Source organism: Variovorax sp. M-6, assembly GCF_052114385.1.
Classification (GTDB): domain Bacteria; phylum Pseudomonadota; class Gammaproteobacteria; order Burkholderiales; family Burkholderiaceae_C; genus Variovorax.
Map to the genome: position 1 here is coordinate 57,785 of NZ_JBFREQ010000006.1, position 26,649 is coordinate 84,433.

A 26,649-nucleotide genomic window follows, 5' to 3' on the forward strand; every position below is an offset into this window, starting at 1 on the left:
TCTTGAAGAAATGTGACCAGCGACTTGCGCCCGTGGCGTCAGCCGGCCAGCAGTGTTGCAGGTTTGCCGAGAGCCCCGGGGAGACCGGCTTGCCGGTAGGCCTGGGGGGCGCAGCCGGCGAATGCGCGGAACTCCCGGCTGAGGTGACTCTGGTCGGCGTACCCGCACTCGGCGGCGATGTCGGCGAGCCCGATGGCGGCGCTGGCATCGAGACTGCCAAGGACCCGGTCGAAACGCAGACGCCGCGCGGCCAGTTTCGGCGTGATGCCCAACTGGCGCCGGAATTGCGCCGACAAATGCCTTTCGCTCCATCCGATCGCTCGGCGCAGACTGGCGATCGATACGTTTCCGTGGCGGCGCTCCAACTCATTCCAGGCCCAGCGGAGTTCGGGACCAGCCTCGCGGCGAGCGCGCCGCAGACGTATCGTCAAGTCCTGCTCCACCAGAGCGAAGCGGGCTTCCCAGGTGACGGCGTGGTGCAGTTGTTCCGACAGCAGCGAGGCCTGGCCGCCCCATGCATCGGCGAGATCCACCACAGGGGACGACAGCACATCGGACGCGCCATCGAACAGGCGGTAGGCCGCCCAGGGCGGTAGCGCCACCTCGATGCACGATTGGGCAGCCGCATGATCGGATACCGCCGGTCCGCCCCCCAGGCCGACGATGAACGACTGATGACTTCGCGCGCCCTCGGTCGCGAAAGACAACCGGTAGCGGGCGCCGAATCCGATGATCAGCTTGATGACAGGCGCAGGGACTTCCAGGCGCCGGACAGGGTGCGGCAGCCATTCCTCGAACCCGGACAGCGTGCATCCCCAGGCCTCCATCTCGGGAGAGCGGGGGGCCGGCAGGTACTTCCAATGGACATCAGGCGCGTCGGGCATCAGCTTCGGGCAATTGGAGGGATTCGGGCAACCATGATCGCATCCGCGTACGCGGTGCAGCTGGCTTCCTTGCCGCAGGTTCTGCTATATTCGCGTCTCCTCATGAAAAAGATTTCGCTGGCCCTACTACTGATCCCCTTCGGGCGGAGACGGTAGAGCGCGCGCGCAAATCCCTCACCACGGCCCGTTCGCACCAGCAACGGGCCGTTTTGTTTGGGGTTGCTGGTGGATTCCAACCACAGCGAGTAATCCAAGATGTTGAAGCAACCCAACCGCAAGTACCGCGCCTTCGCTCCGATCGGTTTGAAGGACCGCACCTGGCCCGACGCCGTGCTGACCCGCGCGCCGATCTGGCTGTCGACCGACCTGCGCGACGGCAACCAGGCGCTGGTGGAGCCGATGGACATCGCCCGCAAGATGAAGATGTTCGAGACGCTGGTGGCGATCGGCTTCAAGGAAATCGAGGTGGGCTTCCCCTCCGCTTCGCAGGTCGAGTTCGACTTCGTGCGCAAGCTGATCGAGGAAGACCGCATCCCCGACGACGTGACCATCCAGGTGCTCACGCAGGCGCGCGACCAGCTGATCGAGCGCACCTTCGAGGCCCTGCAGGGCGTGCCGCGTGCCATCGTGCACCTGTACAACGCGGTGGCACCGGTGATGCGCCGCGTGGTGCTTGGCATGGACGAGGACCAGATCGTCGAGCTCGCAACCACGCACGCGCGGATGTTCGGCGAGCTGGCCGCGAAGCAGCCGGCCACGCACTGGACCTTCGAGTATTCGCCGGAGATGTTCTCGGGCACCGACCTCGCGTTTTCCAAGCGGGTGGTCGACGCGGTGACGGAGGTCTGGGCGCCGACGCCGGCGCGCAAGTGCATCGTGAACCTGCCGTCGACGGTCGAGCATTCGACGCCGAACATCTTCGCCGACATGATCGAGTGGATGCACCGGAACCTCGCACGCCGCGAAGCGATCGTGCTCTCGGTACACCCGCACAACGACCGCGGCACCGGCACCGCCGCCGGCGAGTTCGCGCTGATGGCCGGCGCCGACCGCATCGAAGGCTGCCTGTTCGGCAATGGCGAGCGCACCGGCAATCTCGACCTCGTGAACGTCGCGCTCAATCTCTACACCCAGGGCGTCTCGCCCGAACTCGATTTCTCGAACATCGACGAGATCCGTGCCACCGTCGAGCATTGCAACCAGTTGCCGGTGCACCCGCGCCACCCCTATGTGGGCGACCTGGTCTACACCTCGTTCTCGGGCTCGCACCAGGATGCGATCAAGAAGGCCTTCGGTGCCCGCCAGGAGGGCGACATCTGGGACATGCCCTATCTGCCGATCGATCCGAAGGATGTCGGCCGCAGCTACGAGGCCGTGATCCGCGTCAACAGCCAGTCCGGCAAGGGCGGCATCGCCTACCTGCTCGAGAGCGAGTACGGCCTCGAGTTGCCGCGCCGCCTGCAGATGGAGTTCAGCCAGAACGTGCAGCGCGTGATGGACGTCGCGGGCAAGGAACTTACCGCGGCCGATCTCTACGCCCTGTTCGAGCGCGAGTACGGCCTGCGCGACGCGGCCGGTCCCCAGCACCGTGTGCTCGAAGAGCAGGGGGAGGGCGCGAGCGCCTCGGTGCTGCTGCGCGCGGATCTGCCGTGGGAGGGTGAAGTGCGCGCCATCGAAGGCCGAGGCAACGGACCGATCGACGCCTTCATCCACGCCCTGGCGGGCGCCACCGGGCACGCGATCCGCGTGATCGACTACCACCAGCACGCGATCGGCGCCGGCGCCGACGCCCAGGCGGTGGCCTACCTCGAACTGCGCGTCGACGAATCGGTCACCCTCTTCGGCGTCGGCGTCGACGCGAACATCATTTCCGCCTCGCTGAAGGCCGTCTTGTCGGGCCTGGCCAGGGCCCGGGCCCAGGGCGCGCGCAGCGCACAATCGATGGCTGAACCCGCCTAGGAGATCCACGATGGCCGACAAGCTGATTATTTTCGACACCACCCTGCGCGACGGCGAACAGTCGCCGGGTGCCTCCATGACCAAGGATGAGAAGCTGCGCATCGCGCGCCAGCTCGAGCGGCTCCGGGTCGATGTCATCGAGGCCGGCTTCCCGGCCAGCTCGAACGGCGATTTCGACGCGGTCCGTGCGATCGCCAGCGCGATCAAGGACTCGACCGTGTGTGGACTGTCGCGCGCCAACGACCGCGACATCTCGCGTGCGGCCGAGGCGCTCAAGGGCGCAGCCAACGGGCGCATCCACACCTTCATCGCGACCTCGCCGCTGCACATGGAGAAGAAGCTGCGCATGACGCCCGACGAGGTGTTCGAGCAGGCCCGCCTCGCGGTGCGCTTCGCGCGCAACCTGGTGGCCGACGTCGAGTTCAGCCCCGAAGACGGCTATCGCAGCGACCCCGACTACCTCTGCCGGGTGATCGAAGCCGTCATCAACGAGGGCGCAACCACCATCAACGTGCCGGACACCGTGGGCTATGCGGTTCCCGAGCTGTACGGCAACTTCATCAAGTCGCTGCGCGAGCGCATTCCGAACAGCGACCGCGCTGTCTGGTCGGTCCATTGCCACAACGACCTCGGCATGGCGGTGGCCAATTCGCTGGCCGGCGTGAAGATCGGCGGCGCCCGGCAGGTGGAATGCACCATCAACGGCCTGGGCGAGCGCGCCGGCAACTGCTCGCTCGAAGAGATCGTGATGGCGGTGAAGACGCGCAAGGACTACTTCGGGCTCGATCTCGGCATCGACACGCGCCATATCGTGGCCGCCAGCCGCATGGTCAGCCAGACCACCGGCTTCGTGGTGCAGCCGAACAAGGCGGTGGTGGGCGCCAATGCCTTCGCCCATGCCTCGGGCATCCACCAGGACGGCGTGCTGAAGGCCCGCGACACCTACGAGATCATGCGCGCCGAGGACGTCGGCTGGAGCGCCAACAAGATCGTGCTGGGCAAGCTCAGCGGCCGCAACGCCTTCAAGCAGCGGCTGCAGGAACTCGGCGTCGAGATGGAGAGCGAGGCCGACATCAACGCCGCGTTCTTGCATTTCAAGGAGCTCGCCGACCGCAAGAGCGAAATATTTGACGAAGACATCCTCGCTCTGGTCAGCGAAGAGGCGCACTCGCACGTTGCTGAACAGTTCGGCTTTGTATCTTTGTCGCAACACAGTGAAACAGGTGAGCGCCCCCACGCGCGCGTCGTGTTCACGGTGCAGGGCAAGGAGGTCACCGGCGAATCCGACGGGAACGGTCCCGTGGATGCGTCACTGAAGGCGATCGAGTCCCACGTGAAGAGCGGGGCCGAAATGGTGCTCTATTCGGTCAATGCGATCAGCGGATCGACGGAGAGCCAGGGGGAGGTGACAGTGCGCTTGCAGAATGCCGGCCGGGTGGTCAACGGGGTCGGTGCCGACCCCGACATCGTGGTCGCGTCGGCAAAAGCATACTTAAGTGCTCTCAACAAGTTACAGAGCCAAGCTGAGAGAGTTGCTGCACAAGGTTAGGTTTCACGGTGCTCCTTGTTTTCGATTGAAGAAGAGGGTGCAAGTAACTGATATTGCGTGTCTTTTTTGATTTCGATACACTACGGCACCTTTTTGTCGCCGCTGGAGAGTTTTAAATGTCTGAAGCCCGTTCCTACCGAGTTTCCAGCCAGCGGTTCCTTCCCGCCCTTCGCCTTGCCGCCGTCGTGCTCTGCGCCACGGCGTTTTTCTTGCCCGGCGCGAACGCCGCGACGGCTTCGAAGAAGGCGGCCGCTTCCAAGAAGCCGTCGGTGAGCGTGGATGCGAAGCGCAAGGCGGCGCCCTCGGCCGAGGCTTCGAAGCGCGGAGCAGGCTCCAGGCAAGTCGCGAAGGTTGACAAAGCCGACAAGGTCGTGAGCGGTGGGCGCAACGTGGTTGCATCGATTCGCCAGAAGAACGGCCGGACCGTCGTCGCCGTGCAGCGCCGCTCGATCGTTCGTGTGGCCGAGGCCGCGCCGGCACGGCAGTCCTTCGGCCAGATGGCCGGTCTGCACAGCACCGAAGACGCGCTCGACCTGAAGTCCAGCGTGGCCCTGGTGATCGACCAGGACACCCAGGAAGTGCTGTTCAGCAAGAACGACCATGCGGTGCTGCCCATCGCGTCGCTGACCAAGCTCATGACCGGCCTGCTGATCAGCGAGGCCAAGCTGCCGTCCGACGAACTGATCACGATCACGCAGGACGATGTCGACACCGAAAAGGGAAGCCGCTCGCGCCTGAACATCGGCACCATGCTGCCGCGCGGCGAACTGCTGCACCTGGCCCTCATGTCGAGCGAGAACCGCGCGGCACACGCGCTGGGCCGCACCTATCCCGGCGGCCTGGCCACGTTCGTGAGCGTCATGAACGCCAAGGCCAAGATGCTGGGCATGAAGGACACGCGCTACGTCGAGCCGACAGGCCTGTCGAGCCGCAACCAGTCGAGCGCCCAGGACCTGGCGCTGCTGGTGAACGCCGCCTATGCCGACGCCACCGTGCGCCAGCTCTCGACTTCGCCGGAGTACCAGGTCGAAGTCGGCAACCGCGTGCTGCAGTTCAACACCACCAACCGGCTCGTCAAGAGCCCGGACTGGGACATCGGCGTCCAGAAGACCGGCTACATCTCCGAAGCCGGCCAATGCCTGGTGATGCAGACCAAGATCGCTGGCCGCAAGCTGATCATGGTGTTCCTCGATTCGGCCGGCAAGCTCAGCCGCATCGGCGACGCCGAGCGCGTTCGCCGCTGGGTCGAAGCCACCTCCCGCAGCAACCCCGGCCTGCAGCAGAGCTTCGCGCACGCGGCGAGCTGATCCTCAGGCGGCCGCCGGCTGGTCGGCCTTGAAGCCGAGCGCGCTCGAGATCTCGTTGGCGGTGGCCTGCAGCTTCGGCAGCCAGCCCTCGTCCAGCCGGTCGGCCGGTGCCGAGATCGACAGCCCGGCCACTAATCTTCCCTGATCGTCGTAGATGCCGGCGGCCATGCAGCGCACGCCGAGCTCGAGTTCCTCGTTGTCGCGCGCGATGCCGTACTGGCGGGCCTTCGACAGCTCGCGTTCCAGCGCCGGCAGTTGCGTGATGCTGTTGCGCGTGTGGCCGGCCAGCCCGGTGCGCGTGGCGTAGCTGCGGATGCGCTGCGGTTCGTCCGCCGCCAGGAACAGCTTGCCGGTGGAGGTCAGGTGCAGCGGGGCGCGGCCGCCAATGGCGCGCACCACCTGCATGCCGGAACGCTCGCTGTAGGCGCGCTCGATGTAGACGATCTCGTCGCCCTGGCGCATGCTGAGGTTCACCGGCTGCTGGGTCAGCTTGTGCAACTCGCGCATCGGCGCCAGCGCGGCATCGCGCACGTTGAGCCGCCCCTTGACCAGGTTGCCGAGCTCGAGCAGGCGCATGCCGAGGCGGTAGCTGCCGGCCTCGGGACGGTCGACGAAACGGCCGACCGCCAGGTCGTTGAGGATCCGATGGGTGGTGGACGGGTGCAGCCCCGTCTTTTCGCTGATTTCCTTGAGTGAAATCGCTTCTTCACGGGACGCCAGCACGTCGATGAGCGAGAACATTCGCTCGATGACCTGGATCACGGGCGTGGCAGGAACGTCGGATTGTGGTTTTCTCATGTGCAACGCGGTTGAAGACCGGTCGCCATTTTACTTGGTGAAATGGGTTGGTGCCTGCCAGYGCCCGTCGATCAGCAACTCATGCGGTGCGTAGCGAGCCTTGTAGGTCATCTTGGAGCTGCCTTCGATCCAGTAGCCGAGGTAGACGTGAGGCAACTCGAGCTGGCGCGCCTGGTCGATCTGCCACAGCACGTTGTAGTTGCCATAGCTCGCACCCGGCTCGGGCTCGTAGAAGGTGTAGACCGCCGACAGCCCGTCGTTCAGCACATCGAGGATCGACACCATCTTGAGCGCGCCGGCGCTGCCGTCCGGCAGTGTCTCGCGGAACTCGACGAGCCGCGAGTTGACCCGGCTCTGCAGCAGGAACTGGGTGTACTGGTCGATGCTGTCGTGGTCCATGCCGCCGCCCGAGTGACGGCCGTTCTGGTAGCGCAGGTAGAGCTGGTAGTGCTCGGGCACGAAGCACAGCTTGAGCACCCGCGCCTGCAGGCCGGCATGGCGCGACTGGGCGCGGCGCTGGCTGCGGGTGGGCTTGAATTCATTGACCAGCACGCGCAACGGCACGCAGGCGCTGCAGCCATCGCAATAAGGCCGGTAGGTGAACATGCCGCTGCGCCGGAAGCCGTTCAGCACCAGGTCCGAGTAGGCATCGTTGTGGATCAGGTGGCTGGGCGTGGCGACCTGCGAACGCGCCTGCCGGTCCGGCAGATAGCTGCACGGATAGGGCGCCGTTGCGTAGAACTGCAGCGTGTGGAGCGGGAGATCCTTGAGGTGCGTCACGTCGGGAAGGAGGTTCGCGCAGGCAGGAGTTCGGTCCAGTATACGGGCTCGAAGCGCCAGCGAGGGGCGCTCAGCGCGCGTGCGTGGGCGACATGCGACACGAAGACTTCGCGCGGCATTTCGCGCGCGCCGAGGCTGGCGAGGTGGCTGGTTTTCTGCTGGCAGTCGATCATCGCGATGCCGTGCCGGCGGCAGAACGCGACCAGCGCCGCCAGCGCGATCTTGGAGGCATCGGGCCGGCGCGTGAACATCGATTCGCCGAACACCGCGCGCCCGATCGCGACGCAGTAGAGGCCGCCGGCGAGTTCGCCGTCGATCCAGGTCTCGACGCTGTGGGCATGGCCGGCACGGTGCAGCGCGGTGTAGGCGGCCATCATTTCGGGCAGGATCCAGGTGCCGGACTGGCCCGCCCGGGGCGCCGTCGAGCAGGCCGAGATCACGGCCTCGAAGCCATGGTCGATGCGGACCTCGCAGCCTTCGGCGAGCCGAAAGTGCTCGAGCGTCTTGCGCAGCGACCGGTGCAGCCTGAAGCGCGAGACATCGAGCACCATGCGCGGATCGGGACTCCACCAGAGGATGGGCTGGCCCTCGCTGAACCACGGGAAGATGCCGCTGCCGTAGGCCTGCAGCAGGCTGGCGACATCGAGGCCGCCGCCGGCCGCCAGCAGGCCGGGCACGGGGTCGGATTCGCCCCATGCGAGGGCGGCATCGGGCAGGGGGTCACCGGGGTCGAGCCAGGGCAGTTGCATGGTCGAAGGTATACACGGCTTCGAGGCCCTCGGCGCGGCCGCATGCCGAATGCTCCGGAAGCCCATATAGTCGTTGTCGCGCTTGCCAAGAAATGATCAAGACAAAGGAACCCCGGTGACTACTGACACGAATCCCATGCGTTTCGGCAGCGGCCAGGCCGTCAGGCGGCTGGAAGACGAGAAGCTGCTGGCCGGCGCCGGCCGTTACACCGACGACTTCACCCTGCCGGACCAGACCTGGCTGTGCTTCGTGCGTTCCCCGTATCCGCACGCCCGGCTGGCGTCGGTCGACACCGCGGCCGCCGCCGCCATGCCCGGCGTGGTGGGCGTTTTCACGGGCGCGGATCTGGCCCGGGCCGGCGTCAAGCCGATGCCGGGCGCCGCGGCCTTCAAGCGCGCCGATGGCGCCGACTGCGCGACGCCGCCGCGCCATGTGCTGGCGCTCGACCGGGTGCGTTTCGTGGGCGAACCGGTGGCGATCGTGATCGCCGAAACGGCTTCGCAGGCGCGCGACGCGGCCGAAGCCGTGATGGTCGACTACGAGTCGCTGCCGATGGTGGTCGACCTCAAGGGCGCCACCGCCGAGGGCGCGGTCCAGGTCTGGGAGCCGGCCACCGGAAACATCGCCGCCGAGATGCGCCACGGCAGTGCCGAGGCGACCGCCGCGGCCTTCGCCAAGGCCAGCCATGTGGTGGCGCTCGACGTCGTCAACCAGCGGGTGGTCGCGCTCACGATCGAGCCGCGCAGCGTGCTGGCCGATTTCGACGCCGCCTCGGACCGGATCACGATCCGCATGAGCACGCAGATGCCCTCGGGCGTTCGCGACTCGGTCTGCGACGCGATCGGTCTCGCGAAGGAAAAAGTGCGGGTGGTGGTGGGCGACGTGGGCGGCGGTTTCGGCATGAAGACTGGTGCCTATCCCGAGGACATCGCGGTCGCCTTCGCGGCGCGGGCGCTGCGCCGGCCGGTCAAGTGGGTGGCCGATCGCAGCGAGGAATTCCTCTCGACCGCGCATGGCCGCGACATCGAGGCGCGGGCCGAACTCGCGTTGGCCGCCGACGGCAAGATCCTCGGCCTGCGCATCAGGACCCACGCCAACGTCGGCGCCTACGCGACCGGCACCGGGGTCGCGATCCAGCTCCTGATCGGTCCCTGGGTCCAGACCAGCGTCTACGACATCCAGACCATCGATTTCCACTTCAAGGCGGTGCTGACCCACACCGCGCCGACCGGCGCCTACCGCGGCGCCGGCCGGCCCGAGGCGATCTACACCATCGAGCGCCTGATGGACGAAGCCGCGCGCCAGACCGGCATCGACCGGATCGAACTGCGCCGGCGCAATTTCATCCGGCCCGAGCAGATGCCCTACACCAACCCGATGAGGCAGGTCTACGACACCGGCGCCTTCGAATCGGTGATGGACCAGGCGCTGGCGCTGGCCGACTGGCGGGGCTTCGAGGTCCGGGCCGCTGAATCGAAGAACAGCGGGCGGCTGCGCGGCCTCGGCATCGCCACCTTCCTCGAATGGACCGGCGGCAACGTGTTCGAGGAGCGCGTGACGGTCTCGGTGCGGCCCGACGGCATCATCGAGGTGTTCTCGGCGGTCAACGCGATGGGGCAGGGGATCGCGACCACGCTGGCACAGCTGGTGGTGGATGCCTTCGGCGTACCGATCGAGCAGGTGCACATCGTCCTGGGCGACACCGACCGTGGCGACGGCTTCGGCAGCGCCGGGTCGCGCTCGCTGTTCACCGGCGGCTCGGCGGTGCGGGTCGGCGCCGAGCGCACCATCGACCGCGGCCGCGAACTGGCCGCCAAGGAACTCGAGGTGGCGGCCGCCGACATCGACTACGCCGCCGGCGTCTTCAAGGTGGCGGGCACCGACCTGCAGATCGACCTGTTCGCGCTGGCCGGCAAGCAGCCGGAAGGGGAGATCTTCGTCGACTCGACCAGCACCGTCTCCGGCCCGACCTGGCCCAACGGCTGCCACATCACCGAGGTCGAACTCGACCCGCCGACCGGCGAGATCAGCGTGCTGAGCTACGCCTCGGTCAACGACGTCGGCCGGGTGGTCAATCCGCTGATCGTGCGCGGCCAACTCGAGGGCGGCGCGGTGCAGGGCATCGGCCAGGCGTTGTGCGAACGGGTGGTGTACGACGCCGAGACCGGCCAGCCGCTGACCGGCAGCCTGATGGACTACGCGGCGCCGCGCGCCGACATCATCGGCGCGATGTTCCACATGGAGATGGACGAGTCGACGCCGTGCAAGAACAACCCGCTGGGCGTGAAGGGCGTCGGCGAGCTCGGCACCATCGGCGCCACGCCGGCGGTGGTGAACGCAGTGGCGGATGCCCTGGCGCGCAACGGCATGGCCGGGCGGGCGCCGCATCTGGACATGCCGCTGACGCCGGACCGGGTCTGGCAGTTGATGCAGCCGGCCTGACGTCGTCTGCGGGTCAGAAGTCCTCGAGCGGCAGCCCGACGTAGTTCTCGGCCAGCGAGGTCGAGGCGGCGCGCGAGTGCACCAGGTAGTCGAGCTCGGCTTCCTGGATCTTCTGGCCGAACTCGCCGGTGTCCGGAAAGCGGTGCATCAGCGAGGTGAACCACCACGAGAAGCGCTCGGCCTTCCAGACCCGGCGCAGGCAGAGGTCGGAATAGCGGTCGAGCGCCGAGGCCGATTTCTCGCGGTAGTAGATCTCCAGCGCGCGCGACAGGTAGCCGACGTCGGCGGTCGCCAGGTTCAGGCCCTTGGCCCCGGTGGGTGGCACGATGTGGGCCGCGTCGCCGGCCAGGAAGAGGCTGCCGAAGCGCATCGGCTCGGCCACGAAGCTGCGCAGCGGCGCGATGCTCTTTTCGAGCGAAGGCCCGGTCACGAGGCGTTCGCGCGCTTCCGGGTCGAGCCGCAGGCGCAGTTCGTTCCAGAAGGCCTCGTCGCTCCAGTTCTCGACCTTCTCGTCGGTCGGCACCTGCACGTAGTAGCGGCTGCGGGCGGCGCTGCGCATGCTGCACAGCGCAAAGCCGCGCGAGGTGTTGGCGTAGATCAGTTCGTGCGACACCGGCGGCACGTCGGCCAGCACGCCGAGCCAGCCGAAGGGGTAGACCTTCTCGTAGGTGTGAAGCGCCTCGGCCGGCACGCTGGCGCGGCTCACCCCGTGGTAGCCGTCGCAGCCGGCGATGAAGTCGCATTCGATCTCGTGCGTGGCGCCGTCCTTCTCGTAGCGCACGCGGGGCCGGGCGCCGTCGAAGTCGTGCAGGCTGACCGGGGAGGCGCCATAGATCGTCGTCAGCCCTTCGGCCTGGCGCGCGGCCATCAGGTCGCGCGTCACCTCGGTCTGGCCGTAGACCGTGACCTGCTTGCCGTCCGTCAGGCCGTGCATGTCGATGCGGTGCCGGGCGCCCTTGAACAGGAGCTCGATGCCCTCGTGCGGCAGCCCCTCGGCCTTGGCCCGCGCGTCGACGCCGGCGCGCGCCAGCAGGTCCATCGTGATCTGCTCGAGCACGCCGGCGCGGATGCGTCCGAGCACATAGTCGCCGGTCTGGCGCTCGAGGATGACGTTGTCGATGCCGGCCTTGTACAGCAGCTGGCCGAGCAAAAGGCCGGCGGGGCCTGCGCCGATGATGGCGACTTGTGTTCGCATGCGTGTCTCCTGTTGCGGTTTCGGGCAAGCGTAGGGCGGACAGGCCGATCCGGGGCGCCGCGATGCGCGGCTCTGTGCGATCATGAAACCACCTGCGCGATGATCGCGCAACAGTTCGTTCCATGACCATCGCCAAACCAGACTTCATCGAGGGCATCGCCAAGGGCATGGCCGTGCTCGAGAGCTTCGACACCGAGCGTCAGCGGCTCAATGCCACCCTGGCGGCCGAGCGCGCCGGCCTGACGCGGGCGGCCGCCCGGCGCCACCTGCTGACGCTGGCGCACCTGGGCTACCTCGAGACCGACGGCAGCTACTTCTGGATGGCGCCCAAGGTGCTGCGTTTCTCGGGCAGCTACCTGGCCTCGTCGCGGCTGCCGCGGGCGCTGCAGCCGACCCTGAACCGGCTCGCGGCGCAGACGCTGGAGTCGTTCTCGGCCGTGGTGCTCGACGGCGAGGAGGTGGTCATCATCGCGCGCAGCGGCAGCTACGGCGCGCCGACGCGCGTGCTGGCCTACGGCCTGCATCTCGGCGCCCGGCTGCCGGCCCATGCGACCTCCACCGGCCGGGTGCTGCTGGCCGCGCTGAGCCCGGCGCAGCTCACGCAGTGGCTCAAGGCACGCCGGCTGTCGCGTCTGACGCCCCAGACGGTCACCCAGGCGCGCCTGCTGCGACAGCGCATTGCGCAGGCGCGCAAGGACGATTTCTGCTTCGCCAGCGAGGAACACGAACTCGGCGTGCAGGCGCTGGCGGTGCCGCTGCGCGACATGCAGGGGCGCACCGTGGCGGCGCTCAATGTGGTGCTGTCCGGCGGCCGTCACCAGGAGGAGGCGCTGCGCCGCGACCTGCTGCCGCTGCTGTTCGAAGCGGCGCGCGAGGTCCGCGCGCTGCTGTGAGTCGCTACCATCTGGACCCGCCCACCCCGGATGATTGACCCATGCGACTGCTGCTGCTCGAAGACGACGTGATGATCGGCGAAGCCGTGCTCGACCTGCTGCGCGCGGAGCAGTACGCGGTCGACTGGGTCAAGGACGGCGACGCCGCCGATACCGCGCTGCGCACCCAGCAGTACGACCTGGTGCTGCTCGACCTCGGCGTGCCGCGGCGCGACGGCCTGGATGTACTGCGCGCCCTGCGCGCCCGCAAGCAGCGCATGCCGGTGCTGATCGCGACCGCGCGCGACTCGGTCCAGCAGCGCATCGAGGGGCTCGACGCCGGCGCCGACGACTACGTGCTCAAGCCCTATGACCTCGACGAGCTGCTGGCGCGCATCCGTGCACTGCTGCGGCGCGCTTCGGGCCGGGCCGAGCCGGTCTACGAGCACATGGGCGTGAGCGTCAACCCGGCCACGCGCGAGGTCACGGTGGGCGGCCGGCCGGTGCTGCTTTCGGCGCGCGAATGGGCGGTGCTCGAGCCGCTGCTGGCCCGGCCCGGCATGGTGTTGTCGCGGGCCCAGCTCGAGGAGAAGCTCTACAGCTGGAAGGACGAGATCAGCAGCAATGCGGTCGAGGTCTATGTGCACGGGCTGCGCAAGAAGCTCGGCGCCGACCTGATCCGCAACGTGCGCGGGGTGGGCTACATGGTGCCCAAGGAATGACGAGCGCCGGGCCGGGCCGCCCCAAGCAGGCGAGCGCCCCCTCGGCGGGCAGCGAGGACGCGCCGCGCAGAGCCTGGGGACCCATGAAATCGCTGCGGGCGCGCCTGTTGTGGTTCCTTCTGGCCGCGATCGTGCTCGCGGCCGGTACGCAGGCCTTCGTGGCCTACCGTGCGGTGCTGGAGGAGGCCGACGGCATCTTCGACCACCACATGCGGCAGATGGCGCTGTCGCTTCGGGCCGGGCTGCCGCCCAGTTCCGCGGTCGGCGGCCTTGGCGGCGGCGAGGAGAACTTCGAATTCATCGTCCAGGTCTGGACGCTGGACGGCATCCGGATCTTCGAATCGGCGGCCCAGGCCGCGCTGCCGCAGCGCGCGGTGCTCGGCTTCTCGAACGTGCAGGCGCGCGGCACCACCTACCGCGTCTTCTCGCTGGCGACCGGCGCACTGGTGATCCAGGTCGCGCAGGACATGGCGGCGCGCCGCCGGATGGCGGGCACGCTGGCGCTGCGCACCGTCGGCCCGATCGTGCTGGCGGCGCCGCTGCTGATGCTGGTGGTCTGGTGGGTCGTGAGCCGGTCGCTGGCGCCGGTGGCACGCGTGCGCCGGCAGGTGGCGGCACGGCAGGCCGACGACCTGTCGCCGCTCAGCGAAGGCGACCTGCCCGAGGAGGTGCGCCCGCTGGTGCACGAATTGAACCTGCTGTTCGTGCGGGTGCGCCAGGCTTTCGAGGCGCAGAAGCACTTCGTCGCCGATGCGGCACACGAACTGCGCTCCCCGCTGGCGGCGCTCAAGCTCCAGGTGCAGGGCCTGCAGCGCGCGAGCGACGACGCGACCCGCGAACTTGCCGTGGCCCGCCTGGCGGCCGGCATCGACCGCGCGACGCGGCTGGTCGAGCAGATGCTGGCGCTGGCGCGCCACGAGGCGAGCGCGGCGGCCGGTGCGCAGCCGGAACGGGTCAGCCTGCCGGAGGTGGCGCGCCTGGCCATTTCCGACACCGTGGCCGCGGCCCAGGCGCGCGACATCGACATCGGCATCGCGCAGGCCGATCCGGCCACTGTGCAGGGCCAGTCCGAAGCGCTGCGCACGTTGTTGCGCAACCTGATCGACAACGCGGTCAAGTACACGCCGCCCGGCGGTCGCGTCGACATCGGAATCGTGGCCGGCGCGCGCGGGGTCGAGCTGAGCGTGGACGACAGCGGGCCCGGATTGCCCGAGAGCGAACGCGAGCGCGTTCTCGATCGTTTCTACCGCGTGGGCGAAGCCCAGGCCCCCGGCAGCGGCCTGGGCCTGGCGATCGTCAAGTCGATCGCCGATCTCCACGCGGCGACCGTGTCGCTCGACCGCTCCCCCCTTGGCGGCCTGCGAGTGCAAGTGCGTTTCCCACCCTGACGCAAACCCCGGCCGGCGCAGCCCGGGCGTTCGTGAAACACCGCGGAACCGGCTCCGCCGGGCCGCCGGTGTTGCCCCCGGCAGGGGGTGGGCGGGCTACACGCAGTGAGCCCAACCTGGGGGCGAGCCTTAAGCTTTTCTTAAGGGTCCGGCCCGACATTCCTTTCGTGCTCTCTTCCAACACTCGAAAGGATTCCTGATGAAAACCGGTTTGACCTCGCCCCGCGCGCTCGTGCTTTCGCTGGCCGCCGCCGGCGTGATCGGTGCCGTCGGCACTGGCGCCTACACCAGCGCCCGTGCCGTGGCCGCGCCGCCGGCGCAGGCCGTTGCCGTTGCCGGCACCACCGCTCCGGTGGTGACCATGCCCGACTTCTCCACCATCACCGCGCGCGACGGCCAGGCGGTGGTCAACATCAGCGTCACCGGCAGCACCAAGACCGCTGGCGCGCAGGGCGGTCCGCAGATGGATCCGGACGATCCGATGTACGAATTCTTCCGTCGCTTCGGCGGCGGCCAGGGCCCGCGTGGCCAGCAGCAGCCGCAGCGCGAGACCCCGGTGCGCGGCCAGGGCTCGGGCTTCATCCTGAGCGCCGACGGCATCATTCTGACCAACGCCCACGTCGTCAAGGACGCCAAGGAAGTCACGGTCAAGCTGACCGACCGCCGCGAATTCAGCGCCAAGGTGCTGGGCTCCGACCCCAAGACCGACGTCGCCGTGATCAAGATCGAGGCCAAGAACCTGCCGGTGCTTTCCGTGGGCAACACCAAGGACCTGAAGGCCGGCGAATGGGTGCTCGCGATCGGTTCGCCGTTCGGCTTCGAGAACACCGTGACCGCCGGCGTCGTCAGCGCCAAGGGCCGCTCGCTGCCCGATGACGGCTATGTGCCCTTCATCCAGACCGACGTCGCGATCAACCCCGGCAACTCGGGCGGCCCGCTGCTGAACACGCGCGGCGAGGTGGTCGGCATCAACTCGCAGATCTACAGCCGCAGCGGCGGCTACCAGGGCGTGTCGTTCGCGATCCCGATCGAGGTCGCGATGCAGGTCAAGGACCAGATCGTCGCCACCGGCCGCGCCACGCACGCCCGCCTCGGCGTCGCGGTGCAGGAGGTGAACCAGGCCTTCGCCGATTCGTTCAAGCTGGACAAGCCCGAAGGCGCGCTGGTGTCGAACGTCGAGAAGGGTGGCCCGGCCGACCAGGCCGGCCTGCGCTCGGGCGACGTGATCCGCAAGGTCGACGGCGAATCCGTCGTCGCATCGGGCGACCTGCCGGCGCTGATCGGCCAGAAGAAGCCGGGCAGCAAGATCACGCTCGAGATCTGGCGCCAGGGCGCGCGCGAGGAAATCTCCGCCAAACTCGGCGACGCGGCCGAGAAGTCCGCCACCGTGGCGAAGAACGAGGAGGGTGGCGCCAACCAGGGCAAGCTCGGCCTCGCACTGCGCCCGCTGCAGCCGCAGGAGCAGCGTGAGGCCGCGGTCGACGGCGGTCTGCTGATCGCGGATGTCGGCGGCCCGGCGGCGCTGGCAGGGGTCCAGACCGGCGACGTGCTGCTGGCCATCAACGGCACGCCGGCGAAGAGCATCGAGCAGGTGCGGGAGGTGGTGGCGAAGGCCGACAAGTCGGTCGCCCTGCTGATCCAGCGCGACGGCAACAAGATCTTCGTGCCGGTGCGCCTGGGCTGAGCCCGCGCTGCGCAAAGCCGGCCTCAAGTGCGACAAAGTGCCGGTTCGCGGTCTCATCGTCAAGGCACCGTGCAAAAGTGCCTTGGCATGAAATTCGACGAACAGTAACAATCCGTCAACAACTGAATAAGGGGTTTCCCGGTGGCACTTCGCGACATTGCACTGACTGTTCTTGAGCTCGAACCCAATGAATTTCACTGGGTTCTGATGGAGGCAGTCCAGGCCGAGTCCGAGGATTGCCTGGGATTCCGGCCTGTGGACTGTTCGACACAGGGGGTTCCGGACTATTCGGAAGCCCTGATCCAGGGGGCCTCGGCACTTCGCGTGCTGCAAGGCCTCGCTCCTTTCGGCAAGCCGAAGACGCCGGTGGGCATCGGGGAAAGCCCTTCGCCCGACTTGGGCAGGTCGGCTGCCATGTCCTCCGACGATCCAGACTCGTGCATGTTCACGACCGACCACTCGGTCTTGTAGCGCGCCGGACGTCAGCGGTCCCGGGCGTCGAAATGCAGCGCCGTGACCGCGATCACCCGGGCCGCTTGCGAGCGGATCGTGCATCGCTGGGAGACGCCACGCAGCACCAGCCGCGGCGGGGTCGGCTCGATGCAGCGCGCCGGGGACCTGCGGTGGAAGCCGACCGCCGCGAACGGCAGCAGAAACCTGGCGGCGAGCGTGAAGGGATGTTGCATGATCCTGAAGTTACGCGGTTGCCGCTCCTTCGCCAATCTCTCCGAAGGAGGCAAGGCACCCCCAAAGCGGCATAGGCCGGAAGAGGGCACCGCCTTCAGAGCAAGCAAAGGAAATGGATATGACGAGACTGATCGTGCTGCAGAAAAATGGCTCGGCCAGGCAGGTCAACGTGACGAACACCCCCTTCGTCATCGGTCGCGCCGACAGCTGCGACCTGGTGCTGGACAACCCGCTCGTGAGCCGTTCTCACGCCGTGTTCGAGGCCATGGGCGCTGCGCTCACGATCCGCGACCTGCAGAGCCACAACGGAACCTATGTGAATGGCGAGCGGATCGAATCGGTCGTGCTCGGCAACGGCGACGAGATCAAGATCGGCGGCTACCAGATCCGTTTCTTGTCGCAGGGCGGTCCGATTGCTCCTGCGGAGGCGCTCCGGCTCGTGACGGTGCCGGGCCGGCTGACAGACATCGACTTGCAGAGGCTCGGCGCGAAACCCTGAACCTCGCTGCGCCGATGACGCGGAAGAAAGGCACACCCTCGCACGCCGATCGGATGGCAACACCCTCCGTTTGGAGGATGCCCGCGTGCGCATTTCCGGTGCACAGTCCCGTGCTTGATGACTGCAGGAGCACAGCATGGACTCAGAGGTCTTGACCCTAGGCGCATTGGCGATCCTCGTTGCGGGTGGCTGGCTGATCGACGTGCTCAGTCATCGGGAGCCGTCGCCGCTGCAGCGCCAGATGACCCACCAGATCAAGAAGTCGGTCGACACGATGCGCGGCACGCCGCTGCGCTGAGAGCCCCACGCTCCCCGTTTCGTATGGGTCGCTGCTGACTACTTCTTGAAGGTCGACGCCGGCATCCGGATGTCCGTGAGCTTCCAGTCGACGAAGCCGCTGCGCTCGAACACCAAGGCCAGGCGATCGGCGTTCGGTTCGTCGGGCCTGGCGGGATCGACCGCGTAGGCCGTCATCCGATTGGCGCCCTCGCGGTCGATGACCCAGCGGGCCTTCTCCTTCTTTTCGGGCGGGGCGTCGCCTGCAGGGTCCGGCGCGCCGCCTGGAAGCGGTGAGGCCGAGGGCGGCTCGGAAGGCGCCTTGCCCAGCCTCCCGTTTTGCATCGCGGCCATGACCGTTTCAGGACGGACCATCGCATCCACCAGCTGATTGACCAGCCCGAGTCCGATCAGGCTGCCCAGCGCCGCGAACGGATTGGCCGCATCCCGGGGCGCACCCAGCTTCTGCGCGAGCAGGGCGGAGAACTGGCCCTTGAGGCTTTCGCGCAGCTTCGGATAGTCCACGTGCGCATTGAAGCTCTCCGCGTCACCGCTCTGTGCCGCCGTCTGCAACTGGCGAACGGCCAGGAAGGGCGACCAGTACCAGTAGGCCGCGAGGGCCAGGAGCAGGACGAGGACGGCGGCGGCTGCATGGCGTATTTTCATGCGGCGATTCTGCCGCCTGCGCTCGCTGCCGCCGTCACGTTCGGCAACCATCTTCACCGCGCGGACGTAGGCTCTTTGGAGGTGGCGCACGTTGTGTGCTGCACAGGGGGCGGTTTTCGCCCCCTTCATCTGGGGAATCTCCGTGAACGTCGAACGATCTTCTTTCTTCAAATGGGCCGCCGCCGGTGTCGTGGCGGCCGGCGCACTTTTCGCCGCCGCGTCGGCCAATGCCCAGGTCAACTGGTCGGTCGGCGTCAGCGCGCCCGGTGTGTCGATCGGTGTGGCCGAGCCTGGCCCCGTGTATTACGAGCCGGCACCGGTCTATTCGCGCCCGGCACCGATCTACTATCAGCCGGCTCCTCCTGCGTACTACAGCCCGCCGCCGGTGTACTACCGCCCGGCGCCGGTGTACTACGGGCCGCCTGCGCAGGGCTACTACGAACCGGGCGAGCGTTGGCGCCATCGGCATCACCATCGCCGCGATTGGGATGACCGAGGCGATCGCGACTGAGTCCGGCCCTCAGCCGCCGTGCCCGGCCTTGCGCCAGTCCCACGGCGGCACCGGGTCGGCATCGCGCCAGAGCCCGGCGCGTTTCGCCCTGGCTTCCGTCTCTGCAAACTCGTACTGCCCGCGCTCCTGGGCCGTTTGTTCCATGGCATAGGCCCTGTACCACCAGGCCATCCCGAGTGTGACCATCGCGAGACCCGCGTCCAGCGTCTTGGGCCCGCCCGGCGCCGACGCTGGCGCCACCATCACCTTGCAGACGCTGCGTCCGTAGCGATCGATGGTGATGCAGTCGATCTCGGCCTCCCGCATGAAGACCAGGTTGGACATGGCCCGCTTGGCGCGCTCGCCGAAGGGCTGGCGCCTCTCGGGCGCGTCGATGCCGTTGAGCCGAACCTTGAGTGCCTCGTGGCGTCCGCCCGGGCCGCAGCGCGCCTTGAGCGTGTCGCCGTCGGAAACGCCCACGACAAGGCAAGTGCGTGGCGCGGCGTGGATCGCAAGGGGAAGAGTGAGCAGGAGAATCGCAAGAAGTCGTCGCATCGAACGATTCTCGCGTCGAGCCAACCGTTCGATCGAGGCTTCAACGAAAACTCGCCTCGCCGATGGCGAATCCGCTGACGAGTGCACCGCGCTTCGCGGCATACTTGAAGCGGTCACAACACACCTGAATTCTTCCGAATGGACAAAGAAGTAGACCCCGCGGTACTGGCGGTCATCAACGAAAAGCGCCTGTTGGGCGAGAAGCGCACGCCCGTCGAAATCATTGCCAAGATGGGCGTGTTCGATGCGCGCGAGAAGGCGTCCGAGCACGCCTGGCTGGCCACGGGCGACAACGTCATCGCCACCATTTGGGCGGAGTTCGTGAGCATCGGCGCCGGCGGGCGATGGTTCTGTCTAGAGTCCCTCGATACGCAACATCGACTGGCCGGCGGCGAGCGGACTGCGCTGCAAATCCAGCGAGCCAAAGACCGACTTCACTTGCTCAAGCGCTCGCTGGACGCCGGCCAGGGTTTGAGGGCCGTGCTGCAGACGAACCGGGTCGCCATTTCCGATCTGGAGACCGACAAGGCCGCCAAGGTTTCGATGCGGGTGCCGGACGACCAGGAGTGGCACGTCGCCGCGTGGGATCCCGATCAGAAAATCGCGGTTCTGGTCCGCGGCCCGCGCGGGTGGCTGCCGACCGAAGAAGACATGCAAGCCGCACGGGCGCGAGGCAGCGTTCCGGCTGCGGCGCCCGAGCCCCCGGCGGGCCAGGCCTCCCGAGAAGAAGTGCAGGCGGCCGCGCTGGACTACCTCACGCGTCACTTCGCGGGCTACGGGTACAAGACCGAGAACGTGGCCAGCCAGAAGCTCGGCTACGACATCGAGGTGTCGGACAAGAAGGGCGCCACGTTGCTCAAGCTCGCGGTGAAGGGCACTGCCGCTGGAATGGCTGGCTTCCAACTCACGGGCGAGGAGCGCGCGTGCGCAAAGCGGGGGGATCCCTGGCGCCTCGCGGTGGTCACGGACGCCATCGGCCCCGCGGCGCAGCACAAGCTCTACAAGCCCTCCGAGGTCGACAAGGCGCCCGGCCTCGAACCGCTGCTTGAATAGCAAGCGTTGAGGTCGCCCAAGGTTCCGAACTCCCGGTGTCGGTTCTGAACGACATCCGTCGATGGGCGCGGCGCGTCAAGCGCGACGCGGTGACCCTCTGGTTCGCGTGTCGCCATCCGGGCACCCCGTGGCTTCCCAAGGCGTTGGCGGCCTTCGTCGTCGCCTATGCACTGAGTCCCATCGACCTGATCCCCGACTTCATCCCGGTGTTGGGGTATGTCGACGATGCCCTGTTGCTGCCTGCGCTGATCTGGCTCGCGATCCGGATGCTGCCGCAAGAGATCCTCGCTGACTGTCGCATCAAGGCCGACGAGTGGATGAGCCGCGGCGAAGGGAAGCCCCGCAGCGCTTGGGGCGCCGCGCTTGTCATTGGAATCTGGCTGGGTGCCGGAGCCGTTCTCTGGGCTTGGCTGCGATAGCACCGCCAACCGGATTTTGGCGATTGCCAAACAAACATGCGCCCCAAAAGGAAATGCCCCGCCATCTTTTGAATAGCGGGGCATCCAGAGGCCTTGCGGCTTGTAGTGGCTCCTCGACCTGGGCTCGAACCAGGGACCTACGGATTAACAGTCCGGCGCTCTACCGACTGAGCTATCGAGGAACAAGCCTCAGATTATAGCGTCCTTTTTTGGGCTCTCTGGCCGACGCCGATCGAATCGACATTTTTCTCCAACTTTTTTTTGAAGGCCGTGACGCGCGGGGCTCAAGTGCCGTTGCAGAGCGCCATCAACCGGGCCGCCGCTGCCTCGGGTTCCGGGTCGGCCACCAAGGCACGCACCACGGCCACCGAGCCGACGCCGGTGGCGAGCACCTCGGGCATGCGCTGCTCGTCGACGCCGCCGATACCGACCTGCGGATAGCCGCGCATGAGGCGCGCGTAGGCGGCAAGGCGTGCGACGCCTTGCGGCGCGGTGGCCATCCGCTTGAGCGTGGTCGGGTACACCGCGCCCATCGCGATATAGCTCGGGCTGGCGGCATCGGCGCGCACCATCTCGGCATAGCCGTGGGTGCTGACGCCCAGGCGAAGGCCGGAGGCCCGGATCGTCTTCAGTTCCTCGGGCTTCAGCGCATCGAGGTCTTCCTGTCCGAGATGCACGCCGTAGGCCTGCGCCGCGATCGCGCTGCGCCAATGGTCGTTGATGAAGAGCAGGGCGCCGGTGCCGCGCACCGCCTCGACCGCCGCGACCACCTCGCGCTCGATGGCCGCTGCATCGTCCGACTTGAAACGCAACTGCACCGTCGGCACGCCGGCGCGCGCCATGCGTGCGACCCACTTCGCATCGGGCAGTACCGCATAGAGGCCGAGCCGGGTCGGGCAGGGCGGAAACGCATCGCCGCGCGTCGTCGGCGGAAAGGCGCGCATCCCGAAATCGGCTGGCGATTCGGGCCAGGCTTGGGGATCGAAGCTGCCGCTGCGATCGGTCTGCGCCCGCCACGCGCGCGCCAGGCACTCGGCATCGATGTCGATGAAGCCCAGCGTTGCGCAGGCTTGCTTCACGCCTTGGTAGAGCGCGTCGTCCGCGGAGAACGATGCGGTTGCGCCCGGCGCTTCGCCGAAGCGCGACGCCTGCGCCGCAACGATGGCGCGCGCGATGGAATGGGAGTCGATCATGGGGGTCATTGGGAAGATGCGTGATGCCAGAACGGCGTGCCCAGCACCGGCGTGCTCGGCTGGGCCGAATCCTGTGCCGCCATGGCGCCGGCGTGGTGCGCGCAGCGACCGGCCTGTACCGCATCGGCAAACGCGCCGGCCATGGCGACCGGGTCCTGCGCCAGTGCCACCGCGGTGTTGAGCAGCACGCCGTCGTAGCCCCACTCCATCACCTGGCAGGCATGCGAGGGCAGGCCGAGGCCGGCATCGACCAGCAGTGGCACCGAGAGCCGCTCGCGCAACACCTGCAATGCATACGGATTGACCGGCCCGCGGCCGGTACCGATCGGGGCGGCCCAGGGCATCACGGCCTGGCAGCCGACGTCGACCAGGCGCTGGCACAGCACCAGGTCCTCGGTGCAGTAGGGCAACACCTGGAAGCCGTCGCGGATCAGCTGCGATGCGGCGTCGACCAGGTTCAGCGTGTCGGGCTGCAGCGTGTAGTCGTCGCCGATCAGTTCGAGCTTGATCCAGGGCGTGTCGAACAGCTCGCGCGCCATCTGGGCCGTGGCGATGGCCTCCTGCACGCTGTGGCAGCCGGCTGTGTTGGGCAGCACCGGAACGCCGAGCCGGCGCAGAAGTTCCCAGAAGCCGTTGTCGCTGCCGCCGCCGTTCGGGGTCGCGGTCTGGCGGCGCAGCGAGGCCGTGAGCATCGCGGGCTGCGCGCGCCGGACCGCCGCCTCGAGCACGTCGGGGGATGGATAGCGCGCGGTGCCCAGCAGCAGGCGGCTCTGGAAGCTCTGGCCGTAGAGGACGAGCGGGTCGTTGGCGGAAGCAAGGGTCATGGTCTTCTCTCTCAGCCGCCCGTCACGGGGCGGATCACTTCGATGCGGTCGTCGGCCTGCAGCGCATGCGAGGCGTAGTTCGAGCGCGGCACGAACTGGCGGTTGACGGCCACCGCGAACGGCGGCTTGGCGTCGATGAGGGCGAGCGCGTCCGCCACCTTCGCGTCGGGCGGCAGCGTGCAGGGCGTGTCGTTGATCCGGAGGTTCATGGAGGTCATTCGAGGCGGGTCGCGAGGCCGAAGCGGCCGGCGAGCGCGGAGCGATCGGTCGCGAGCAGCTCCATCGCGACGTCGAGGATCGCCGGCGCGATCATGAAGCCGTGGCGGTAGAGGCCGTTGATCTGCATCACCTTCGGGCGCAGCTGGCGCACCGCCGGCAGGTTGTCGGGCAGGGTCGGCCGGCACTGGGTCGCGATCTCGACGATGCGCGCTTCGGCGAAGCCGCTGTGCACCGCATAGGCCGCGCTCAGCAGCTCGAGCGTGGAGCGCACGCTGGCCGGCGACATGTCGTCCGATTCGATCTCGGTCGCGCCGATCACGAACAGGTGGTCGGGCTTGGGCGCGATGTAGAGCGGATAGCGCGGATGCACCAGGCGCGTCGGCCGCCGCAGCGTCACTTCGGGTGCGTGCACGCGGATGACTTCGCCGCGCACGCCGCGCAGGGCATTCCACTGCGGCTTGGCGCCGAGGCCTCGGCAATCGATCACGCGCTCGGGCTGGCCCGGTTCGCCGGGCGCGAAGTCGTCGACGGTGCGCGGCGAGTGCCAGTGCAGGCGCACCTTCGGCAGGGCCTGCAGCGTGGCGAGCAATGCCGTGAGCAGCGCGCGGTTGTCGAGCTGGCCTTCATCGGGCAGCAGCAGGCCCTGCGCGAAGCGCCGGCCCAGCGAAGGCTCGGCGGCCTCGATGCCGGCGGCATCGAGCATCCGCATGGCGGGCAGTTCGGGCACCAGCTCGCCGGTGTGCGCGAGCACGCGCTGGAGACGCGCGGCCTCGGCGGCATCCTGGCGGTGCCACAGCACCAGCGTCCCCTCGCGCTGGAAGAACACCGGCGCCGCCAGCGGTGCGATCAGCGCCGGCCAGCGGTCGAGTGCGTAGTGCCCCATGCGGACCACGGCGGGCGGCGCCACCGCCGATTCGGCGAGCGGCGCGAGCATGGCGGCGGCGACCCGCGCGGCCGCGCCTTCGGCCTCCGGTCCGCCGGCCTCGAACAGGTCGACCTCGCTGCCCGCCTGCGCCAGCGTCAGCGCGAGCAGGCGCCCCATGAGCCCGGCGCCGAGCACGGCGGCGCAACGGAAAGGAAGTTCGGCTTGCAGGCTCATTGCATCCTCAGGCTCGGCCTCGGTGTGCGTGGCGGATAATTTTCGACATGACCATTGCATTCTCTCGCTACGCACGCGTACTCTCGATCGCCGGCTCCGACAGCGGCGGAGGCGCCGGCATCCAGGCCGACCTGAAGACCTTCTCGGCGCTGGGCTGCTACGGAATGACCGCCATCACCGCGCTGACCGCGCAGAACACGCTGGGCGTGTCGGGCATCCACGGGGTGCCGCCGGAGTTCCTCAAGGCGCAGATCCAGGCGGTGGTCGAGGACATCGGCGTCGATGCGGTCAAGCTCGGCATGCTGCATGCGCCCGAGGTCGTCGAAGTGGTGGCCTGGGCCATCGACCGCTACCAGTTGCCGAACGTGGTGCTCGATCCGGTGATGATCGCCACCAGCGGCGACCGCCTGATCGCCGCCGAAACGGTGGCGGTGCTGGTGCGCGAACTGTTCCCGCGCGCCGTGGTGGTCACGCCGAACCTGGACGAGGCGGCCTTGTTGATCGGCCATGCCATCGACGGCGTCGATGCGCTCGACGACGCCGCCAGCGAACTGCTCGCGCTCGGTGCCAGGGCGGTGCTGCTCAAGGGCGGCCATCTGCCGGGCGACGATGTGGTCGACCTGCTGGCCGAGTCCGACGGCGAGCGGCTGCGGCTGGCCTCCACCCGCATCCGGAGCCGCAACCTGCACGGCACCGGCTGCACCTTGTCGTCGGCCATCGCCGCGCACCTGGCGCTCGGCTTCGGGTTGCCGCAGGCGGTGGAGCGCGCGCGCGGCTACGTCGTCGCCGCGATGGCGGCGGGGGCCGATGTCAAGGTCGGTGCGGGGCACGGTCCCCTCAACCACGGCTTTGCGCCAGTGCCGAGCGTCCGCCTGCCGGCGACTGGCGCGTGATCCAGGCGAGCGCGAAGGTGATCGCAAGGGTCGGCAACGCCGAGCCCCACTGAGGCGCCCAGGCCGCGCAGGCGTGGTAGATCGCGATGCCGGCGATCCAGATGGCGGCCGCGGGCAGGTCCACGCGGCGCGTGCCGACCGGAACCGGTGCGTTGCCGGTGCCGAGCCGCCCGAGGATCACCCCGTAGAGCGGCACGAAGACCGAGCTCAGCAGCAGCAGGAAGGGTTCGAGCGAGTGCATCGGCAGCACCAATGCAAAGGCGATGCAGACCGAGGCCAGCAGCAGGCCCCAGCGCCGCACGCTCCAGCGCGGCTGCAGGCTGTGGGCCGAGACCGAGCCTGAGTAGACGTCGCCGTAGGCGTTGTCGAGTTCATCGATCAGGATCAGCCCCAGCGCCACCAGGCCGCCCTGTGCCAGCAGCAGGGCCGCGACCAGGTTGGTGCCGGGTTCGGCGACGCTCACCACCATCACGCCGAGCGCATAGCACCAGATGTTGGCCAGCACGTAGCCGATCCAGGTGCCGCTGAAGGCGCCGCCCAGGCCGCCCGTGCTGCGCTTGCCGTGGCGCGCGTAGTCGGCCACCAGCGGCAGCCAGGAGACCGGCATCGCGATCACCAGGTCGAGGGCGCCGAACATGCCCATGCTGCCGTCGCCGGGCCGCGACCAGAAGGCCTCCAGGCCCTTGGCCTGGAGCCGGCTTGCGAACTGCCAGGTCAGCCAGGCCAGCGAGAGCACCACCAGCGGCAGGCCAAAACGGGTCACGAAGCGCCGCACCAGCTTGACCATCGAGCCGGCCAGCAGCGCGAGCAGGACCGCGCCCCACAGCAGCGTGGTCAGCACCGTGCCCAGCGGGCTGCCGAGCGACCAGCCGAAGGCCTGGCCGCCGATGGCCTGCGTGCCCTCGCGCATGATCACGAGCTCGAAGGTGGTCCAGCCGACCAGCTGCACGATGTTGAGCACCACCGGCAGCCGCGCGAAGGCGCTGCCGTAGGTCGCGTTCATGAGGCCGGCACTCGCCAGCCCGCTCTCGCAGCCGACGCGCGCGGTCCAGGCCAGCAGGCCGGCGCCGATGCAGGAACCCAGCACGATCGCCAGCACCGCGTCGCGGGTGCCGACCGCCGGCACCAGGTAGGCGCCGATCTGCATCACCAGCAGGCCGACGCCGAGGCTGAACCAGAGCGCCATGTGGTCGCGCCGCTGGAAGACGCGGCCGGATTCGCGCAGCGGCGTCAGTGCCTCGTTGGCGCCGTCCGGCGCCGAAGGGGCGTTCGTGTTTGCCATCCAATTGCTCCCATGCAAATCGTTTGGCAGGTGGGCGAGGCCAGCAGAAGGACCGCCGCGCGAGACAACGTGGCGGCCGCCGGACCAGCTTCCCTGCGCGAGGATTACCTCAGGCCCACCAAGCGGAACTTCGTGGGACTCCAGTCTTGATCCTCTCGCGACGG

Annotated in this window: 28 protein-coding genes and 1 tRNA gene; 15 read left to right on the top strand and 14 right to left on the bottom strand. The window is 68.2% G+C overall.

Features of this window, described 5'->3' with window-relative positions:
* Positions 1-38: 38 nt before the first annotated feature.
* Entirely contained in the window at positions 39-884 is an 846-nt protein-coding gene (locus tag AB4Z46_RS08950) for a helix-turn-helix domain-containing protein (protein WP_442283130.1), read from the bottom strand.
* A 255-nt stretch (positions 885-1,139) separates the two neighbouring features.
* On the opposite strand from AB4Z46_RS08950, the gene leuA reads away from it, so the two are divergent.
* From leuA to AB4Z46_RS08965, 3 genes are all read left to right on the top strand, one after another.
* Complete coding sequence (gene leuA, locus AB4Z46_RS08955; RefSeq protein ID WP_442283131.1) at positions 1,140-2,843, top strand: 2-isopropylmalate synthase; 1,704 nt, start codon at positions 1,140-1,142, stop codon at positions 2,841-2,843.
* A gap of 10 nt (positions 2,844-2,853) precedes the next feature.
* Positions 2,854-4,392 carry a 2-isopropylmalate synthase gene (locus tag AB4Z46_RS08960; RefSeq protein ID WP_442283132.1) on the top strand — a complete coding sequence of 513 codons (1,539 nt, stop codon included), beginning with the start codon at positions 2,854-2,856 and terminating at the stop codon, positions 4,390-4,392.
* 116 nt (positions 4,393-4,508) lie between these two features.
* Complete coding sequence (locus AB4Z46_RS08965) at positions 4,509-5,699, top strand: serine hydrolase (RefSeq protein ID WP_442283133.1); 1,191 nt, start codon at positions 4,509-4,511, stop codon at positions 5,697-5,699.
* Between the two features lie 3 nt (positions 5,700-5,702).
* On the opposite strand, the gene AB4Z46_RS08970 is transcribed toward AB4Z46_RS08965, so the two are convergent.
* The 3 genes from AB4Z46_RS08970 to aat are packed head-to-tail and all read right to left on the bottom strand — an operon-like array spanning position 5,703 to position 8,026.
* Complete coding sequence (locus AB4Z46_RS08970) at positions 5,703-6,497, bottom strand: IclR family transcriptional regulator (RefSeq protein WP_442283134.1); 795 nt, start codon at positions 6,495-6,497, stop codon at positions 5,703-5,705.
* A 30-nt stretch (positions 6,498-6,527) separates the two neighbouring features.
* Positions 6,528-7,277, bottom strand: a complete 750-nt coding sequence (locus AB4Z46_RS08975; RefSeq protein ID WP_442283135.1) for an arginyltransferase — start codon at positions 7,275-7,277, stop codon at positions 6,528-6,530.
* Complete coding sequence (gene aat / locus AB4Z46_RS08980) at positions 7,274-8,026, bottom strand: leucyl/phenylalanyl-tRNA--protein transferase (protein WP_442283136.1); 753 nt, start codon at positions 8,024-8,026, stop codon at positions 7,274-7,276. The genes AB4Z46_RS08975 and aat overlap by 4 nt, the downstream gene beginning before the upstream one ends.
* Positions 8,027-8,141: 115 nt before the next feature.
* Between aat and AB4Z46_RS08985 the strand changes: the two genes are divergently transcribed.
* Positions 8,142-10,469, top strand: a complete 2,328-nt coding sequence (locus AB4Z46_RS08985) for a xanthine dehydrogenase family protein molybdopterin-binding subunit (RefSeq protein ID WP_442283137.1) — start codon at positions 8,142-8,144, stop codon at positions 10,467-10,469.
* A gap of 13 nt (positions 10,470-10,482) precedes the next feature.
* Here the strand turns inward: AB4Z46_RS08985 and pobA are convergent, their stop codons facing one another.
* Positions 10,483-11,664 carry a 4-hydroxybenzoate 3-monooxygenase gene (gene pobA / locus AB4Z46_RS08990; RefSeq protein WP_442283138.1) on the bottom strand — a complete coding sequence of 394 codons (1,182 nt, stop codon included), beginning with the start codon at positions 11,662-11,664 and terminating at the stop codon, positions 10,483-10,485.
* Between the two features lie 122 nt (positions 11,665-11,786).
* On the opposite strand from pobA, the gene AB4Z46_RS08995 reads away from it, so the two are divergent.
* From AB4Z46_RS08995 to AB4Z46_RS09015, 5 genes are all read left to right on the top strand, one after another.
* Entirely contained in the window at positions 11,787-12,557 is a 771-nt protein-coding gene (locus AB4Z46_RS08995) for an IclR family transcriptional regulator domain-containing protein (protein ID WP_442283139.1), read from the top strand.
* Positions 12,558-12,598: 41 nt separating this feature from the next.
* Positions 12,599-13,258 (top strand): response regulator, encoded by a 660-nt coding sequence (locus tag AB4Z46_RS09000; protein ID WP_442283140.1) that lies wholly within the window; start codon positions 12,599-12,601, stop codon positions 13,256-13,258.
* Between the two features lie 83 nt (positions 13,259-13,341).
* Entirely contained in the window at positions 13,342-14,646 is a 1,305-nt protein-coding gene (locus tag AB4Z46_RS09005; protein WP_442283141.1) for an ATP-binding protein, read from the top strand.
* A 199-nt stretch (positions 14,647-14,845) separates the two neighbouring features.
* Positions 14,846-16,330 (top strand): Do family serine endopeptidase, encoded by a 1,485-nt coding sequence (locus tag AB4Z46_RS09010; protein WP_442283142.1) that lies wholly within the window; start codon positions 14,846-14,848, stop codon positions 16,328-16,330.
* A 141-nt stretch (positions 16,331-16,471) separates the two neighbouring features.
* Complete coding sequence (locus AB4Z46_RS09015; RefSeq protein WP_442283143.1) at positions 16,472-16,801, top strand: hypothetical protein; 330 nt, start codon at positions 16,472-16,474, stop codon at positions 16,799-16,801.
* 11 nt (positions 16,802-16,812) lie between these two features.
* Here AB4Z46_RS09015 and AB4Z46_RS09020 read toward each other — a convergent pair whose 3' ends face one another.
* Positions 16,813-17,016, bottom strand: a complete 204-nt coding sequence (locus AB4Z46_RS09020; protein ID WP_442283144.1) for a hypothetical protein — start codon at positions 17,014-17,016, stop codon at positions 16,813-16,815.
* A gap of 119 nt (positions 17,017-17,135) precedes the next feature.
* Here AB4Z46_RS09020 and AB4Z46_RS09025 point away from each other — a divergent pair, with 119 nt between their 5' ends.
* Together AB4Z46_RS09025 and AB4Z46_RS09030 are read left to right on the top strand one after the other, a co-directional pair.
* Positions 17,136-17,516 carry an FHA domain-containing protein gene (locus tag AB4Z46_RS09025; RefSeq protein WP_442283145.1) on the top strand — a complete coding sequence of 127 codons (381 nt, stop codon included), beginning with the start codon at positions 17,136-17,138 and terminating at the stop codon, positions 17,514-17,516.
* Positions 17,517-17,652: 136 nt separating this feature from the next.
* Positions 17,653-17,814: a hypothetical protein gene (locus AB4Z46_RS09030; RefSeq protein ID WP_442283146.1), complete on the top strand. Its 162-nt coding sequence runs from the start codon at positions 17,653-17,655 to the stop codon at positions 17,812-17,814.
* Between the two features lie 38 nt (positions 17,815-17,852).
* Here AB4Z46_RS09030 and AB4Z46_RS09035 read toward each other — a convergent pair whose 3' ends face one another.
* On the bottom strand, positions 17,853-18,458 hold the full coding sequence (locus tag AB4Z46_RS09035; protein WP_442283147.1) for a DUF2939 domain-containing protein: 606 nt from the start codon (positions 18,456-18,458) through the stop codon (positions 17,853-17,855).
* A gap of 142 nt (positions 18,459-18,600) precedes the next feature.
* Here AB4Z46_RS09035 and AB4Z46_RS09040 point away from each other — a divergent pair, with 142 nt between their 5' ends.
* Entirely contained in the window at positions 18,601-18,969 is a 369-nt protein-coding gene (locus AB4Z46_RS09040) for a hypothetical protein (protein WP_442283148.1), read from the top strand.
* A gap of 9 nt (positions 18,970-18,978) precedes the next feature.
* On the opposite strand, the gene AB4Z46_RS09045 is transcribed toward AB4Z46_RS09040, so the two are convergent.
* Complete coding sequence (locus AB4Z46_RS09045; protein ID WP_442283149.1) at positions 18,979-19,503, bottom strand: thermonuclease family protein; 525 nt, start codon at positions 19,501-19,503, stop codon at positions 18,979-18,981.
* A 192-nt stretch (positions 19,504-19,695) separates the two neighbouring features.
* Here AB4Z46_RS09045 and AB4Z46_RS09050 point away from each other — a divergent pair, with 192 nt between their 5' ends.
* Entirely contained in the window at positions 19,696-20,556 is an 861-nt protein-coding gene (locus AB4Z46_RS09050; protein ID WP_442283150.1) for a protein NO VEIN domain-containing protein, read from the top strand.
* Positions 20,557-20,591: 35 nt separating this feature from the next.
* Entirely contained in the window at positions 20,592-20,975 is a 384-nt protein-coding gene (locus AB4Z46_RS09055; RefSeq protein WP_442283151.1) for a YkvA family protein, read from the top strand.
* A gap of 106 nt (positions 20,976-21,081) precedes the next feature.
* On the opposite strand, the gene AB4Z46_RS09060 is transcribed toward AB4Z46_RS09055, so the two are convergent.
* The 5 genes from AB4Z46_RS09060 to AB4Z46_RS09080 all read right to left on the bottom strand — a co-directional run bounded on the left by AB4Z46_RS09060 (position 21,082) and on the right by AB4Z46_RS09080 (position 24,310).
* Positions 21,082-21,157 (bottom strand) — tRNA-Asn (locus AB4Z46_RS09060).
* Positions 21,158-21,259: 102 nt separating this feature from the next.
* A complete protein-coding gene (locus AB4Z46_RS09065) occupies positions 21,260-22,168 on the bottom strand; it encodes a thiamine phosphate synthase (RefSeq protein ID WP_442283152.1) in 909 nt (302 codons plus the stop codon).
* Between the two features lie 5 nt (positions 22,169-22,173).
* A complete protein-coding gene (locus AB4Z46_RS09070) occupies positions 22,174-22,992 on the bottom strand; it encodes a thiazole synthase (protein WP_442283153.1) in 819 nt (272 codons plus the stop codon).
* A gap of 11 nt (positions 22,993-23,003) precedes the next feature.
* Entirely contained in the window at positions 23,004-23,201 is a 198-nt protein-coding gene (gene thiS / locus AB4Z46_RS09075) for a sulfur carrier protein ThiS (RefSeq protein ID WP_442283154.1), read from the bottom strand.
* Between the two features lie 5 nt (positions 23,202-23,206).
* Positions 23,207-24,310, bottom strand: coding sequence for an FAD-dependent oxidoreductase (locus tag AB4Z46_RS09080; RefSeq protein ID WP_442283155.1), 1,104 nt, complete (start codon positions 24,308-24,310; stop codon positions 23,207-23,209).
* Between the two features lie 47 nt (positions 24,311-24,357).
* On the opposite strand from AB4Z46_RS09080, the gene thiD reads away from it, so the two are divergent.
* Entirely contained in the window at positions 24,358-25,203 is an 846-nt protein-coding gene (gene thiD / locus AB4Z46_RS09085; protein ID WP_442283156.1) for a bifunctional hydroxymethylpyrimidine kinase/phosphomethylpyrimidine kinase, read from the top strand.
* Here thiD and AB4Z46_RS09090 read toward each other — a convergent pair.
* Complete coding sequence (locus AB4Z46_RS09090) at positions 25,148-26,485, bottom strand: purine-cytosine permease family protein (protein ID WP_442283157.1); 1,338 nt, start codon at positions 26,483-26,485, stop codon at positions 25,148-25,150. The genes thiD and AB4Z46_RS09090 overlap by 56 nt on opposite strands.
* Positions 26,486-26,649 lie beyond the last annotated feature (164 nt).